We start from the raw sequence: 16,508 nt of genomic DNA, 5'->3' as shown, positions 1-16,508 counted from the left end.
TGCCGGGGCGGGGCGGGCTCGGTGGCCTGCCAGGAGTTCATCACCCAGTTGGGTCGCAACTTCCAGGTGATCTACGAGCAGGCCAACCAGCACGGCTCCAAGGTGCAAACAGCCGGGTCCAACATGGCCTCCACCGACGCCGCCGTCGGCTCCAGCTGGGCCTAACGACAAACCCACAACCTGTGGCCCGCACACCCCGGTGTGCGGGCCACAACATTTTGTGGACTTTCGGTTATCCGGCCATCGGCGAGTGCGGGACGACGTTGGACCGCAAGCCAATTGCCCTGACAGCCCCGTCGACTTCGCGCCCGGCCAGGCTCGGCAACAGGGTCCTGGGCATGCCGGAACCAGCCGTCGAAACCGCCGGGGCAGCGCCGAGGTTGGTACCCGGCAATGGCATGGCGCCGGCCGGAGTGATCGAGCCCGTCGGCTCCAAGCTGCCCCAGCTTTGCGGCACTGACATCCCGCTGAGCGACGCCGCCTGGCCCATACTGGCCGACGCCCCGGGGCCGCCTCCCAGGCCCGCGCCGAGGCCGCCGATGTGCCCGGCGCCGCCCAGCGGCGCCGGGCCGCCCAGGCCGCCCAACGGCCCAAGTCCACCGGACTCGGTCAGCTCGTCGGCGCCCAGATAGTCCATCCCCACACCGATCAGGTCGAGACCAACGCCGCCGCCGTCCAGGCCGACCAGACCGACGCTGTCCTCCGCGAGGCCGAACGTGTCCTCGGCGAGCGCCAACTGCTCCCCACTCATCCCGGTGGCGGCGGTGACGGCGCCTTCTAATGCGCCGACACCATTACCGGCTCCCTTGAGCGCGCCCTTGCCCGTTGCGCCGGTCAGTCCTGAGAACGCGCTCGCCGGAGCATAAGCCGCTGACGACACCGCCGACGCCCCAGTGCCCATCACCATCGACGGCAGCCCCGATGTCGACGTCGACTGCAACGGCTGGGCGAGTCCCTGAAGCGCCTGCGGCACTGTCGACATCGACGCCAGGGTGTGGACACGGGTGGCCGCCGATATACCCGTGGCGTGGGCCACCGCGGCCGACTGACCGGCCAGTCCTCCCGGGTTGGCGATGGGCTTCGGCGGCGTGAATGGCGCCAACGTCGCCGCAGCCGCAGAGCTGCCGGCATAGCCGTACATCGCCGTCGCGTCCTGCGCCCACATCTCCGCGTAGTGGGCCTCGGTGGCCATGATCGCCGGCGTGTTCTGACCGAGAAGATTCGTTGCGACCAGCGTCATCAGCTGAGCCCGGTTGGCCGCGATCAGCGGTGGCGGCACCGTCATCCCGAACGCCGCCTCGTAAGCGCTTGCAGCCGTCCTGGCTTGGTTCGCCACCTGCTCACATTGGGCTGCGATCGCAGTCAACCAGGTCACATACGGCGCCGCTGCCGCTGCCATCGCCGTGGACGCCGCGCCCAGCCACGGTCCACCCGTGAGCGTTGAGATCACCGAGCCGTACGACGTTGCCGCGGACTGCAAGTCGGCGGCCAGCCCGTCCCATGCGCCGGCGGCGGCCAGCATCGACCCCGCGCCCGGCCCTGCATACATGCGAGCGGAGTTGATCTCCGGTGGCAATGCTCCAAAGTCCATACCCGTGCTCCTCCTGCTGGCCGGGTCAGCTGGCCGCGATCGCGTCGTTGATGACAGTTACGTTGGATGTGGTCATCGCAAGCTGCGTAAGACGCTCGTACACAAGCGGTTAGCGACACGCCACCGCTTCGTCTGCCGTTCTCCTCGGCCAACGGCTCTGTTACACAGTATTTTTGGAGCAAAGACGCACATCAAGCCAGCTGATCAGACGCATAGAAAACGCATATCCGACGGCGCCAACTCATGCCGGCCGGATGGGCGTCACATTTGAGAACGCTATGAGCTTGGTGACAACCACGTGTGCGCCGGGAAGAATCGAGGAACATGGCGATAATGTCGGATTCCGCGCGCGATCAACGGCCACGCCAGGCCATTCTCGGGCAACTGCCCAGGATCAATCGTGCCGATGGTTCACCGATCCGGGTTTTGCTGGTCGATGACGAACCGGCGTTGACGAACCTGGTCAAGATGGCGCTGCACTACGAAGGCTGGATCGTCGAAGTCGCGCACAACGGTCGCGAGGCCGTGACCAAATTCGAAAAGGTCGGCCCCGACGTGCTGGTCCTGGACATCATGCTGCCCGATATGGACGGCCTGCAGATCCTGCAACGAGTCCGCGAGGCCGACAGCTACACGCCGACCCTGTTTCTGACCGCGCGCGACTCGGTGATGGACCGGGTCACCGGCTTGACCGCGGGCGCCGATGACTACATGACGAAGCCGTTCAGTCTGGAAGAGCTGGTCGCCAGGCTGCGCGGATTGCTCCGCCGCTCCAGCCATCTCGCTCCGCCGGCGGAGGAGCGCCTGCAGGTCGGCGACCTCACGCTCGACGGCCCCAGCCATGAAGTCACGCGGGCAGGTATGCCCATTTCGCTCACCTCAACGGAGTTCGAGCTGCTGCGTTTCTTGATGCGCAATCCACGCCGGGCGCTGACCCGCACCGAGATCCTCGACCGGGTATGGAACTATGACTTCGCGGGGCGTACCAGCATCGTCGATCTGTACATCTCCTATCTGCGCAAGAAGATCGACGCCGGCAGAGAGCCGATGATCCACACCGTGCGGGGTGTTGGATACATGCTCCGGCCTCCGGAATGACCCGCACGCCAACCAGATTCTGGTGGCGCCCGCGAACCCTGCGCCGGCAGCTGGTATTGGGCGTGTCCGCCGTGGTCACGATTGTCCTAGTAGTGGTCGGCGTGGTTTCGGTATTGAGCCTGCGAACCTACGTCACCGCGATGAACGACGCCGAAGTCGCCGAATCACTTGACGCCCTTAACCATTCGTTCGCCAGGTATCGCCTGGGCAGTGCGGAACATCACCGCTCCGATATCGGACACGCGTTGCTCGGGTTCACCGGACAGAATGCGGGAAATGTCATCGCCGTACTGCACGACGGCGATGTGATCGGCTCGGCGGTGTTCTTCGAAGACGATCCGCGCCCTGCCCCACCCGACGTTGCTGCCGCCATCGAGGCCCAGCCCTGGCACGACGGACTGCCCCGCACAGCGACACTGGGCAGTCTCGGTTCATTCCGGGTGGACAGCCAACGCGTAGGCGAGCACGACCGCCTCGTCGTGGGTGTGTCCCTGAACCTTGCCAACAAGACTGTCGCCAGCCGAATCGTCACTGCCACAGCGGTTTTGATAGCCGTCCTGCTGTTCACCGCGGCACTCACGACGTTGGTGGTCGGCTACGCGTTGCGCCCCTTGCGCCGTGTCGCCGCGACCGCCGCGGAGGTGGCCGGCATGCCGCTGATCGGCGACGAGCGGCGCATCACCACCCGAGTGCAGCTCGATGACACCGACCCGGCCAACGAGGTCGGAATCGTCGGACACACCTTGAATCGGTTGCTGGACAACGTGGATAGCGCGCTGGCGCATCGCGCCGAGTCCGACCGCCGGATGCGGCAGTTCATCGCCGATGCCAGCCATGAACTGCGCACGCCGCTCGCGGCGATCCAGGGATACTCCGAGCTCACCCGGCAAGACAGTTCTGCACTGCCGCCGACCACCGAGTACGCGCTGGCCCGCATCGAGTCCGAGGCACGGCGGATGACCTCGCTCGTCGACGAACTGCTGTTGCTTTCCCGACTGAGCGAGGGCGAGGACCTGCGCACCGAAGACGTCGACCTCGGTGACGTGGTCATCGATGCGGTCAACGACGCGGCCGTGGCGGCCCCGACACACCGTTGGGTCACGGATCTGCCCGATGAGCCGGTCTGGGTCCGCGGGGACCGCGACCGGCTGCACCAACTGGTCAGCAACCTGTTGAGCAACGGTTGGGTGCATACTCCGCCCGGTGTCACGGTGACGACAGCGGTCAGACTCGACCGGGAGGGCGCCGACGGGCCGCATGCCGAGTTGACCGTTACCGACGACGGGCCCGATATCGAGCCCGATCTGCTGCCTCACCTGTTCGAGCGCTTCGTGCGCGCCGACAAGTCGCGATCCGAGGGAACGGGCCATGGGTTGGGCTTGGCGATCGTCGCCTCGATCGTCGAGGCACATCATGGCTCGGTCACCGCCGAATCAGCCAACGGTCAGACGGTGTTCCGGGTGCGTCTGTCCGTCAGCGAGCCGGCGACCCGAGGCTGAAAGTCTGCTGGCAGCCTGCGTAAAGAGTGCTCGCAAGCGGTTAACAAACTGTTAACTACAAGCCTCCGCGCGGCAACGGGGACTTACCGTCACTCCAAGCTCTCATGTCGAGGGCTAGGTTGTACTGCCCGTATTCGGTCGGCGACCGATCTGAATCGGCTGGTCGCGAAGGGAGAAACCGTGTTGGTACCACGATGGCCCGGAATACCGCGATCAGCTTTGTGACTAACACCTCCCGGACGGGCATCCCGCTGTCGATCGGCGACGTGTGCAAGCGCGCCTTCCTGGGCAGGCCGATGATCACCGACCAGCTGCAGCACCAGCGGTTGTCGAAGCCGGTTGCTCTGGGCGTGCTGTCACCGGATGCGATCTCCTCAACGGCTTACGGTTCCGAGCAGGTCATGATCGAACTGCTGCCGGCCGCCGGGCTCGCCGCCTTCGCATTGTTACTGCCGATCACCGGTGTCATTTTGTTGATCCTGGTGTTGGTGGCCGCGTCGTATCGGCAGGTCGTGATGGTCTACACCCGATCCGGCGGCTCGTATGTGGTGGCGCGGGAGAACTTCGGGCCCCGGGTGGCGCAGATCGCCGCCGCGTCGCTGTTGATCGACTATGTGGTCACCGTCGCGGTGCAGTGCGCGGCCGGGACGGTGGCGGTGGTGTCCGCGGTTCCTGTGCTGGGCCCCTACAGCCTGGAAATCACCGTGCTCGTGGTGCTCGTGATGTGTTATGCGAACCTGCGCGGGCTGCGCGAAGCCGGATTTCCCTTCGCGCTGCCCACATACGCCTTCGTGGCCATGGTCTCGTTGACGATCGTGACCGGCATCGTTCGCGAAATCTTCTGGGGTCTACCGCAATACGATCCAGAGCACATCGCGGGAGCGGTGCCGGTCCATCAAGGCGGCGGCCTGGTGATGGGAGCGACGATCCTGGTCCTGCTGCGCGCATTCGCCAACGGCGGCTCGTCACTGACCGGTGTGGAGGCGATTTCCAACACCGTCAACAGCTTTCGCAAGCCGGAAGGCCTGAATGCCCGTCGGGTGCTCACCGTAATGGCCTGCATCCTCGGGTTCCTGTTGGCTGGTGTGGCCTGGCTTGCGCACGTCACCCACGCCACTCCATACGCCAACGGCTATCCCTCGATGCTTTCCGAGATCGCCAGGGCGGTTTTCGGCAACGGGATATTCGGAAACGTCTTGTATTTCCTAGTGCAGGCGTCGACCGCCGCGATCCTCTTCACCGGCGGCAATACCAGCTTCAACGGTTTTCCCGCCCTGGCCAGTTTCGTCGCCGAGGACCGTTTCCTGCCGCGTCAACTCACGAAACGCGGTCATCGTCTGGTGTTCTCCAACGGCATCATCGTGCTGGCGGCGCTGTCGCTGGTATTGCTGTTGGTGACCGGCGGGTCGGTCAACGCGCTGGTGCCGTTCTATGCGATCGGCGTGTTCACCGGTTTCTCGATGACCGGCTACGGCATGACCAAACACCATCTCACGCATCGCGGACCCGGCTGGCGACGCAAGCTGGCGATCAACCTGTCCGCGGGGATCTTGTCCACCATCGTGGTGGCAATCTTCGCGGTGGCCAAGTTCACCGAGGGAGCCTGGCTGATCGTCGTCGTCTTCCCGATTCTGGTGTTGGCATTGATGCGGCTCAACCGCCAGTACCGCGCCGAGGCCTCTGCGCTGGAGATGTCTCGCAGCGACCCGCCCGAGTTGGCCCGCCATGCGCGCCATCGGGTGTTCGTGTTTGTCGACTCGGTCGACCTCGCCGAGGTCGAGGCGCTGCGCTACGGCAAAGGGTTGCACGCCGACGATCTGACTGCGGTGCATTTCGTGATAGATGCGACGCGTTGCGCGCGGTTACAGGAGCGCTGGGAGCACTTCGACCACGACACCGCCTTGCGGATAATCGACTGCCCGGATCGTCAGCTCACGCGCGCCGCGCATGAGCTGGTGCTGCACGCGCTCGACAACCATCCGGGCACCAAGGTGACGGTACTGCTGCCGCGCCGAACATATTCGCCGCTGCTGGGCAGACTGCTTCATGACCGCACCGCCGACAAGATGGCCAAGGTCATCAGCCGAATCCCCGGCGCGAGCGCGCAGATCCTGCCCTACGACATCAAATCCCGGATAGCACAGGCAGCCCGGGCGCAGCGCGCCGACATCCGGTCCGGTGAACCGCTGCGGATCTCCGCAGAGCAGCCCCGAAACGGGAACCATCCCGTGCCTATGCCCGAACCCGCACAGCTGGTTCCGGCAATCCCCGAAAGTGATGCATCGTGACACCGCCGACCGCCGCACGAGGCATATCTCCGTCGTTTTCGGACTTGTGGAAGCGGACCTTTCTGGGCAAGCCACTGATCAACGAGCACTTGGAATCGGAGAGCTTGTCGAACGTCGTTGCACTGGGCGCGCTTTCGCCGGATGCGATCTCATCGACCGTCTACGGCCCTGAACAGATCATGGTCGAGCTGCTGCCGGCTGCCGGGCTGGCTGCATTCGTACTGGTGCTCCCGATCGCCGCTGTCATTTTGCTGATTCTGGTTTTGGTCGCCGGGTCCTATCGCCAGGTCGTGATGACCTATACCCAACGGGGCGGCTCGTATGTGGTGGCCCGCAGCAACTTCGGGCCCCGGATTGCGCAGCTCTCCGCCGCCGCGCTGTTGATCGACTATGTGGTCACCGTCGCGGTGCAATGTGCGTCGGGGACATTTGCGGTGGTGTCGGCGATACCTCCGCTGGGCCCCTACCACTTGGAAATCACCGTGGTTGCGTTGCTCATCATCTCCTACGCCAACCTGCGAGGAATGCGCGAGGCGGGACGGATGTTCGCGGTGCCGGTCTACGCCTTCATCGTCATGCTGACGGTGATGATCGTGACCGGCGTGATTCGCCAAATTTTCTGGGGTTTACCGCAATACGATCCACAGCACATCGCGGGTGCGGTGCCGGTGCATCAGGGCAACGGCCTGGTGATGGGAGCGACCATCCTGGTGCTGCTGCGGGCATTCGCCAACGGCGGCACGTCGCTCACAGGCGTCGAGGCGATCGCCGACGCGGTCAATGTCTTTCGTAAGCCGCAGGGCCCCAACGCGCGGCGGGTGCTCACCGCAATGGCCTGCATACTCGGGTTCTTGTTGGTTGGTGTCATCTACCTGGTACACGCGACCCACGCCACTCCATATGTCGCCGAGTATCCGTCGATGCTTTCCGAAGTCGGCCGGGCGGTCTTCGGCAACGGAATCATCGGGAACGTCATGTACCTGCTGCTGCAGGCGGCGAGCGCGGCCATCTTGTTCTTCGGTGCGAATACCAGTTTCAACGGTTTTCCCGCCCTGACCAGTTTTGTTGCGGAGGACAGTTTTCTGCCGCGGCCGCTGGTGAAACGGGGCCATCGTTTGGTGTTCTCCAATGCCATCATCACGCTGACGGCGCTTGCGCTGGTACTGCTGTTGGTGACCGGCGGATCGGTCGACGCAATCGTGCCGCTTTTCGCGATGGGCGTGTTCACCGGTTTCTCGATGGCCGGCTACGGCATGACGAAACACCATCTCACCCACCGCGAACCCGGCTGGCGACACAAACTGGCGATCAACCTGTCCGCGGGGATCCTGTCGACGATCGTGGTGGGGATCTTCGCGGTAGCCAAATTCACCGAGGGAGCCTGGCTGGTCGTCGTTGTCATGCCCCTACTGGTGTTCGCGTTGATGCGGCTCAACCGGCAGTACCGCGCCGAGGCCGCCGTTCTCGAGATGTCGGCCACCGAACAGCCCGAACTGGCGAGGCATGCGCGCCATCGGGTGTTCGTGTTCGTCGACTCGGTGGACCTCGCCGAGGTCGAAGCGCTGCGCTACGGGAAGGGACTGCAGGCGGACGAATTGGTCGCCGTGCACTTCGTCATCGACGCGGCGCACGCGGCGCGGTTAAAGCAGCGCTGGGAGCGCTTTGACCACGACACCCGGTTGCGGATAATCGACTGCCCGGATCGTCAGCTCACGCGCGTCGCTCATGAGCTGGTCCTGGAGGCGCTGGAGGACCATCCGGGCACCAAGGTGACGGTACTGCTGCCACGGCGAACATATTCGCCGCTGCTGGGCAGGCTGCTTCATGACCGCACCGCCGACAAGATGGCCAAAGTCATCAGTCGAATCCCCGGTGCGAGCGCGCAGATCCTGCCCTACGACATCAAGTCCCGGATAGCACAGGCAGCCCGCGCGCGGCGTGCCGACATCCGATCTGGCGACCTAATGCAGATCTCCGCGGACGCAGAGCAGCGCCGAAACGGCAACGAGCCCGCACCGATGGCTGATGCCGCGCAGCAAGTCGTCGAAAACCCTAGGAAGTGATGCGTGTGACAACATCGGCTGACGCACGGGCGATACCACCGTCGTTTCCTGACGTGTGTAAGCGGGTCTTCCTGGGTAAACCGCTGACCAGCGAGCAGCTCGAGTCGGAGAGGCTGTCGAATCCGATTGCACTCGGGGCGATTTCACCGGACGCGATCTCATCGACCGCTTACGGTCCCGAACAGGTGATGCACGTACTACTGCCTCTTGTTGGCATGGTCGCGTTCGCGCTGTTGCTTCCGATCATCGGAGTGGTCTTGGTGATTCTGGCGTTGATGACCGCGTCGTACCGCCAGGTCGTCATGGCGTACACCAAGGCCGGCGGATCTTACGTGGTCGCGCGGGAGAACTTCGGTCCCCGAATAGCGCAGATCGCCACTGCCGCGCTGTTGATCGACTATGTGGTGACGGTCGCAGTGGAAACTGCGGCCGGGACCGTGGCAGTGGTATCGGCGATACCCCATCTCCGTCCCTACAGCTTGGAAATCACCGTGGCTTCGGTGATCCTCATATGTTTTGCCAACCTGCGCGGATTGCGCCAGTCAAGCCGGGCATTCGCGACCACGACCTACGCTTTCGTCGCCATGATCACGCTCACGATCGTGACGGGCATCGTTCGCGAAGTCTTCTGGGGTTTACCGAAATACGATGCGCAACACATTGTCGGGGCGGTGCCGATTCATCAGGGCGGTGGGCTGGTGATGGGCGCGACGATTGTCGCGTTGCTGCGAGGCTTTGCCAATGGGAACTCGTCGCTGACCGGAGTCGAGGCGATCTCCAACACCGTCAATGTCTTTCGTGAGCCACAGGGACCCAACGCACGTCGAGTCCTCACCGTGATGGCCTGCATCCTCGGATTTCTGTTGATCGGGGTGTCCTGGCTTACCTACGCCACCCACGCCACACCGTATATCGACGAATACCCCTCGATGTTGTCCGAGATCGCCCGGGCGGTCTTCGGCAACGGGACAACCGGCAACATCTTGTACTTGCTTGTACAGGCGTCGAGCGCGGCGATCCTGTTCACCGGCGCCAATACCGGCTTCGGCGGTTTCCCCGCACTGGCCAGTTTCGTTGCCGAGGACCGCTTTCTACCCCGGCCGCTGACGAAGCGCGGCCACCGCCTGGTGTTCTCGAACGGCCTCATCACACTGGCCGCGCTGGCGGTGGCACTGCTTCTGGTGACCGGCGGCTCGGTCCACGAACTGGTGCCGCTCTTCGCGATCGGCGTGTTCACCGGTTTCGCGATGGCCGGCTACGGCATGACCAAACACCATCTGACACACCGAGATCAAGGCTGGCGACGCAAGGCGGTGATCAACCTGGCCGCGGGAATCATGTCGACGATCGTGGTGGGAATCTTCGTCGTGGCAAAGTTCACGCAGGGGGCCTGGCTTGTTGTCGTCGTCTTCCCCGTGCTGGTGTTCGCACTGATGCGGCTCAACCGGCAGTACCGCGCCGAGGCCTCCGTCCTGGAAATGTCTCGCACCGACCGTCCCGAATTGGCCAGGCATCCGCGGCTTCGGGTGTTCGTCTTTGTCGATTCTATCGACCTCGCCGAGATCGAGGCATTGCGCTATGGGAAGGGACTGCAAGCCGCCGAGCTGACCGCGGTGCATTTTGTCGTGGACGCGGCGCATGCCGCACGATTGCAGGAGCGCTGGGAGCGGTTCAATCGCGATACGCCCCTACAAGTGATCGACTGCCCCGATCGCCACCTCAGTCGGGCCGCACAAGAGCTTGTCCTGCAGGCGTTGAAGGACCATCCGGGCTCCAAGGTCACCGTTCTGTTGCCGCGCCGAACATATTCGCCGCTGCTGGGCCGGCTGCTTCATGACCGCACCGCCGACAAGATGGCCAAGGCCGTCAGCCGGGTGACGGATGCCACCGCGATAATCGTGCCCTACGACGTAGGTTCTCGGATATCACGGGCAGCCCCAGACGCTTTCGAGGAAATGCTCGCGCGAGAGATCGGCGAGGTGCAGACCGGGATGTCGCGCGTCGAGGCCGACTGACACCGCCTGATTCCTAGGCCAAGACGAAGTAGCGCAGCCACAGGTAAGCCACGGAAAGCCCCAGCGAGGTCGCGGTTACGATCGCGCCCTTGCGAGTGAACTCCCAAAAGGAGATGGGATTGCCCGTGCGTTGCGCGATTCCGATGACGACGATATTCGCGCTGGCCCCGACGGCGGTGAGGTTGCCACCGAGGACGGTGCCCAGTACCAGGGCCCACCACAGCACGCCGTGGCTGGTGTGGTCGTGGATCGACGACGCGAACTGGCCGACGATCGGTGTCATCGCAGCGGCATAGGGGACGTTGTTGACAAAGCCGCTGAAAAGGAAGGACACCCCGAGGATCAGCATCGTCGTCAGAAAGGCGTTGCCGCCGGTCACATGGCTGGCCGAATGGGCCAATTGATCGATGACGCCGGTCTTCACCAGAGCCCCGACCATGATGAACAGCCCAGCGAAGAACAGCAACGTCTCCCATTCGACGCTGGAGAGGTAGAAGTCACGCGTCAGTCCGGAGATCACGATCAGGATGCCGGCGCCGGCCATCGCCACCAGCGACGGCTCCATGTGAATCTCCTTGTGCAGGACGAACCCGGCGAACACCGCAGCCAGGACAATGCCGCACTGGATCAGCAGCCGGTGATTTTGGATCGCTTCGCGCTCGTCCAGTGACATGACATCGGCGACCCGCTCAGGTTCGACGGTGAAAGCTCCGGGGAACATGCGAGGCAGAAGCGCCACGAGTGCAGCGAGGACGATGAGCACCGCCGGCCCCATGTTGGCCAGAAAGGAGATGAAACTCAGGCGGGCTCCGGTACCGATGATGATGGTGGTCGGGTCGCCAACCAGGGTCGCCGCGCCACCGATGTTGGCTGCGAATGCCTCGACGATGAGAAAGGGCGCCGGGCTGACCGCCAGCCGGTCGCACACCAGCAGCGTGACCGGTGCGATCAACAAGACCGTGGTGACGTTGTCCAAAAATGCCGATCCGAACGCGGTGACGAGCACCAGCAGGATCATGATCCGCAGCGGGGAGCCTTTGGCGCGCTTGGCGGACACGATCGCCACGTATTCGAACACCCCGGTCTGGCGCACCACGCTGACGATGATCATCATCCCGAGCAGCAGAAAGATGACGTCCCAGTCGATCCCGGTGTCGCGGGAGTAGAAGACCTCATCGGAATTGATCACCGGCAAAAAGAACATGGCCGTCGCGCCGGCCAGCGCAACCAATGTCGTGTTGACGCGGTCGCTGGCAATCAACGCATAGGCGACCACGAATACCGTGGCCGCGAAAATAGCGCTCAAGATCGCAGCACCGCGGCCAGCAGGCGTGATGCGGTGATCACGCCCAGCAACCTGCCGTCCCTGGTCACCGGGATCAGCGGACTTCGCAGCCGTGCCATCACGGTGGCGACTTCGATTATGGTGTCGTCGAAGTTGGCCGGCGGCACGTCGGTCAGGTGTTCGGGCAACATGTCGCCAACTGTCTTACCTTCCAACCTCTCCGCGAGGTGATCGGCCATCGATTCCTCGAACACGCCTGCCAGCGGCGGATCTTCCTGGACATAGCGGGGCACGATGAAGCGAACCACCTGCGAGGCCGGCAGCACCGCGTAGGGGCTGCCGGATGCGTCGACGACCAAGACCCCTGGTAGGCGTTGCTCAGCGAGCATGCGGACAGCGTCGAGTGCGTCGGAGTCGGTGGTCAAGACCGGGAAATCCTCGGCCATATCGGCGGCACGCATGTGGCGAAGTTACTACCGCGGCGCGGTAATCGCATGCCAAGCGGTATCTCCGCTGCCATCACCGTAAAGGTCGGGGCGGGACCCGTAAAGAAAGCGTCAAGGCTGATACCGCCCCGTGCTCAACGGGCTTAGCGTCATGTCAGTCCTGAAGGCCGAGGGCCTGGTAAAGGCCGCCTTGAGGGCGGCGGAGCTCGGAACGGAGACGGTGTGTCGATCGTGCTCTACCTGCTGTTGACGGTGGCGGTATTCGCCCTGTTGGGCACCGCGGTGAAGCTGGTCGAGAGACTGTGAGCCCCGCCAACGCTGTCGGTCTTGCGCTGGCCGTCGTCATCGCACTGTTATTGGTTGCGGCCCTGCTCTTTCCGGAGCGGTTCTAGTGAGCGGCACAGCAGCGGGTCTGCTGTTCCTCACGCTGTTGGCGCTGGCGTTGGCGATCGTTCACGTGCCGCTTGGTGACTACATGTACCGGGTCTACAGTTCCGAGAAGGATTGGCGCTCAGAGCGATTCATCTACCGGCTGATCGGCGCCAGCCCCAAGTCCGAGCAGTCCTGGGCGGGTTATGCCCGCAGTGTTCTCGCGTTCTCCGCAGTGAGTGTGGTGTTCCTGTTCGGCTTGCAGCTCGTGCAGCACAGGCTTCCGTTGCACCTGCATGATCCGGCGACACCGATGACTGCGCCACTGGCGTGGAACACTGCGGTCAGCTTCGTCACCAACACCAACTGGCAGGCCTATTCCGGTGAGACCACCCAGGGGCATCTGGTGCAGATGGCCGGCTTGGCGGTGCAGAACTTCGTCTCCGCCGCGGTGGGGATGGCCGTCGCCGTCGCGCTGGTGCGCGGATTCGTCCGCAGGCGCACCGGCGAACTCGGCAACTTCTGGGTGGATTTGGTCCGCGGCACGTTACGCATCCTGCTGCCGATAGCGGTCGTCGGCGCAGTAGTCCTGGTCGCCGGCGGCGTCATCCAGAACTTTCACATGCACGACCAGGTGGTCAGCACGCTGGCCGGCTCCTCGCAGAGGCTCACCGGCGGTCCGGTCGCCAGCCAAGAAGTCATCAAGCTGCTGGGCACCAACGGCGGCGGTTTCTACAACGCCAACTCCGCGCACCCGTTCGAGAACCCGACCATGTGGACGAACTGGGTCGAGATCTTCTTGCTGCTGGTCATCAGCTTCTCGCTGCCACGCACCTTCGGTCGCATGGTGGGCAACAAAAAGCAGGGCTACGCGATCGCCGCGGTCATGGGCGTCATCGCCGCGATCAGCGTCACCGTGATGATGCTGGTTCAGTTGCAGCATCACGGTACGGTCCCCAGCGCGGTGGGCGCCGCGTCGGAGGGGGTCGAGCAGCGTTTCGGCGTCGCCGACTCGGCGGTGTTCGCCGACGCCACCACGCTCACGTCGACCGGAGCGGTCGACTCAACGCACGACTCCTACACCAGCCTGGGCGGGCTGACGACCATGTTCAACATGCAGCTCGGCGAGGTCGCGCCCGGAGGGACGGGTTCCGGCCTGTACGGGATGCTCATTCTCGCGGTGATCACCGTGTTCGTCGCCGGGTTGATGGTCGGTCGCACTCCGGAGTACCTCGGCAAGAAGATCACCCCCCGCGAGATCAAGTTCGCGGCCGGCTATTTCCTGATCACCCCGCTGATCGTGCTGCTGGGCACCGCAATTGCGATGGCATTGCCGGGCCAACGCGCCGAGATGGCCAACAGCGGGCCGCACGGGCTGTCGGAAGTGCTGTATGCGTTCACCTCCGCGGCCAACAACAACGGTTCCGCCTTCGCCGGGCTGATGGCCAACACGACGTGGTACAACAGCGCTTTGGGCCTGGCGATGGTGTTCGGGCGGTTCCTGCCGATGATCCTGGTCCTCGCGCTGGCGGGCTCGCTGGCCCGTCAGGGTACGACGCCGGAGTCCACCGGCACCCTGCCCACGCATAAGCCGCAGTTCGTCGGTCTGGTCACCGGCGTCGCCATCATTCTGGTCGCGCTCACCTTCCTGCCGGCGCTGGCGCTCGGACCGCTAGCGGAGGGGATTCACTGAAATGCTTGCGCCGACAATGAATTCAGCTGAGGCTCCGCACGCCCACCGGGTATCGGTGGAGCCGGTTTCCGGCGGCCTGCTCGACCCCGAGATGCTGCTGAAGTCGCTGCCCGGGGCGCTGCGCAAGCTCGACCCGCGAACCCTGTGGCGCAACCCGGTGATGTTCATCGTCGAGATCGGCGCCGTGTGGTCCACCGTGCTGGCGATCACGGAGCCGAGTTGGTTCGGCTGGCTGACCGTGTTCTGGCTGTGGCTGACGGTCGTTTTCGCGAACGTGGCCGAGGCTGTCGCCGAGGGACGGGGCAAGGCTCAGGCCGACGCACTGCGAAAGTCCAAGGCGGACACCGTCGCACGCCGCCTGCGCGATTGGCAGCCCGGCGTGTCCGGCGCCGAAGAGCAGATCGCCGCACCACTTCTGCAACAAGGCGACATCGTCGTCGTCGAGGCCGGCCAGATCATTCCCGGCGACGGAGACGTGGTGGAAGGCATTGCGTCAGTGGACGAATCGGCTATCACCGGCGAATCCGCACCGGTGATCCGGGAATCCGGTGGGGATCGCTCAGCGGTGACGGGCGGAACAACCGTGCTCTCGGACCGCATCGTCGTCAAAATCACCCAGCAGCCCGGCCAGAGCTTCGTGGACCGGATGATCGCGTTGGTCGAGGGAGCCAACCGCCAGAAGACGCCGAACGAAATCGCGCTGAACATTCTGCTGGCGGCCCTCACCATCATCTTCGTCTTCGCGGTGGCCACGCTGCAGCCGCTGGCGATCTACTCCAAGGCCAACAACCCGGGTGTGCCGGACACCCGAGCCCTGGACGGCAACGGGGTCACCGGCATTGTCCTGGTCGCGTTGCTCGTATGTCTGATCCCCACGACCATCGGCGCGCTGTTGTCGGCCATCGGCATCGCCGGCATGGACCGGTTGGTGCAGCGCAACGTGCTGGCGATGTCCGGTCGCGCCGTCGAGGCGGCGGGCGACGTCAACACCTTGCTGTTGGACAAGACCGGAACGATCACCCTCGGCAATCGGGAGGCCACAGAATTCATTCCGGTCAACGGAGTGAGCGAAGCCGAACTTGCCGACGCCGCACAGCTATCCAGCCTCGCCGACGAAACCCCCGAGGGCCGGTCCATCGTCGTCTACGCCAAAGAGGCCTACGGATTGCGGGCGCGCACACCGGGCGAACTCGCCAACGCTTCATGGGTCGAATTCACTGCGGTGACCCGGATGTCGGGGGTGGACATCGACGGGCGGCAATTGCGCAAAGGCGCGGCCAGCTCCGTCGCAGAATGGATCCACGCGCACGGCGGCACCGCTCCGGCAATCCTCGGCGAGATCGTCGACGGCATCGCCGCTGCCGGCGGAACACCGCTGGTGGTGGGCCAGGTGTCAAATGGGCCGACCGGCAAGCAAGCTCAGGTGCTCGGCGTCATCCACCTCAAGGACGTCGTCAAGCACGGCATGCGTCAGCGCTTCGACGCAATGCGCCAGATGGGAATTCGGACGGTGATGATCACCGGCGACAATCCGCTGACCGCCAGGGCGATCGCCGACGAGGCCGGCGTCGACGACTTCCTCGCCGAGGCCACCCCCGAAGACAAGCTGGTGCTGATCAAACGCGAGCAGGAGGGCGGGCGCCTGGTCGCGATGACTGGTGACGGCACCAACGACGCGCCGGCGCTGGCCCAGGCCGATGTGGGGGTGGCGATGAACACCGGCACCACCGCGGCCAAGGAAGCTGGCAACATGGTGGACCTCGATTCGGATCCCACCAAGCTCATCGAGATCGTCGAGATCGGCAAGCAGCTGCTGATCACCCGCGGGGCACTGACGACGTTCTCGATCGCCAACGACATCGCCAAGTATTTCGCGATCATCCCGGCGATGTTCGTGGCGATCTTCCCGGGCCTGGACATGCTCAACGTGATGCGCCTGCACAGCCCGGAGTCGGCGATCCTCTCGGCGGTCATCTTCAACGCGGTGGTCATTGCCGCGCTGATTCCGCTGGCGCTGCGCGGCGTTCGGTACCGCCCCAGCAGCGCCTCGAAACTGCTCAGCCGCAACCTCTACATCTACGGGCTCGGCGGGATCGTCACCCCGTTCATCGGCATCAAGCTGATCGACTTGGTGGTTCAACTGCTTCCGGGGATGGCCTGA

Annotated in this window: 7 protein-coding genes and 4 pseudogenes; 8 read left to right on the top strand and 3 right to left on the bottom strand. The window is 64.3% G+C overall.

The window, feature by feature from the left end; all coding sequences use genetic code 11:
* Positions 1-165, top strand: a pseudogene (locus tag AWC06_RS05390) (type VII secretion protein EsxI); the annotation flags it as partial.
* 67 nt (positions 166-232) lie between these two features.
* Here AWC06_RS05390 and AWC06_RS05385 read toward each other — a convergent pair.
* A complete protein-coding gene (locus tag AWC06_RS05385) occupies positions 233-1,591 on the bottom strand; it encodes a PPE family protein (RefSeq protein WP_085195087.1) in 1,359 nt (452 codons plus the stop codon).
* Between the two features lie 324 nt (positions 1,592-1,915).
* Between AWC06_RS05385 and AWC06_RS05380 the strand changes: the two genes are divergently transcribed.
* The 5 genes and pseudogenes from AWC06_RS05380 to AWC06_RS05360 form a co-directional block, all read left to right on the top strand.
* Positions 1,916-2,689: a response regulator transcription factor gene (locus AWC06_RS05380; protein ID WP_085195085.1), complete on the top strand. Its 774-nt coding sequence runs from the start codon at positions 1,916-1,918 to the stop codon at positions 2,687-2,689.
* The gene (locus AWC06_RS05375) at positions 2,686-4,188 is read left to right on the top strand and encodes a sensor histidine kinase (protein WP_085195083.1); all 1,503 of its coding nucleotides are present in this window, start codon (positions 2,686-2,688) and stop codon (positions 4,186-4,188) included. The genes AWC06_RS05380 and AWC06_RS05375 overlap by 4 nt, the downstream gene beginning before the upstream one ends.
* A 194-nt stretch (positions 4,189-4,382) precedes the next feature.
* A pseudogene (locus AWC06_RS05370) lies at positions 4,383-6,335 on the top strand (APC family permease); the annotation flags it as partial.
* Positions 6,336-6,472: 137 nt separating this feature from the next.
* Positions 6,473-8,401, top strand: a pseudogene (locus AWC06_RS05365) (APC family permease); the annotation flags it as partial.
* Between the two features lie 137 nt (positions 8,402-8,538).
* A pseudogene (locus AWC06_RS05360) lies at positions 8,539-10,545 on the top strand (APC family permease); the annotation flags it as partial.
* 22 nt (positions 10,546-10,567) lie between these two features.
* Here AWC06_RS05360 and AWC06_RS05355 read toward each other — a convergent pair.
* Positions 10,568-11,860 (bottom strand): ArsB/NhaD family transporter, encoded by a 1,293-nt coding sequence (locus AWC06_RS05355; protein WP_085195079.1) that lies wholly within the window; start codon positions 11,858-11,860, stop codon positions 10,568-10,570.
* Entirely contained in the window at positions 11,857-12,300 is a 444-nt protein-coding gene (locus tag AWC06_RS05350; protein ID WP_085195078.1) for a CBS domain-containing protein, read from the bottom strand. Before AWC06_RS05350 ends, AWC06_RS05355 begins: the two co-directional genes overlap by 4 nt.
* A 376-nt stretch (positions 12,301-12,676) precedes the next feature.
* Here AWC06_RS05350 and kdpA point away from each other — a divergent pair, with 376 nt between their 5' ends.
* On the top strand, positions 12,677-14,347 hold the full coding sequence (gene kdpA / locus AWC06_RS05340) for a potassium-transporting ATPase subunit KdpA (RefSeq protein WP_085195076.1): 1,671 nt from the start codon (positions 12,677-12,679) through the stop codon (positions 14,345-14,347).
* 16 nt (positions 14,348-14,363) lie between these two features.
* Entirely contained in the window at positions 14,364-16,508 is a 2,145-nt protein-coding gene (gene kdpB / locus AWC06_RS05335) for a potassium-transporting ATPase subunit KdpB (protein WP_276050174.1), read from the top strand.

Origin of the sequence: Mycobacterium fragae (assembly GCF_002102185.1) — a bacterium.
GTDB classification, from domain to species: Bacteria; Actinomycetota; Actinomycetes; order Mycobacteriales; family Mycobacteriaceae; genus Mycobacterium; species Mycobacterium fragae.
The sequence above is the reverse complement of the archived record's forward strand: the minus strand, read 5'-3'. Positions and strand labels throughout refer to the sequence as shown.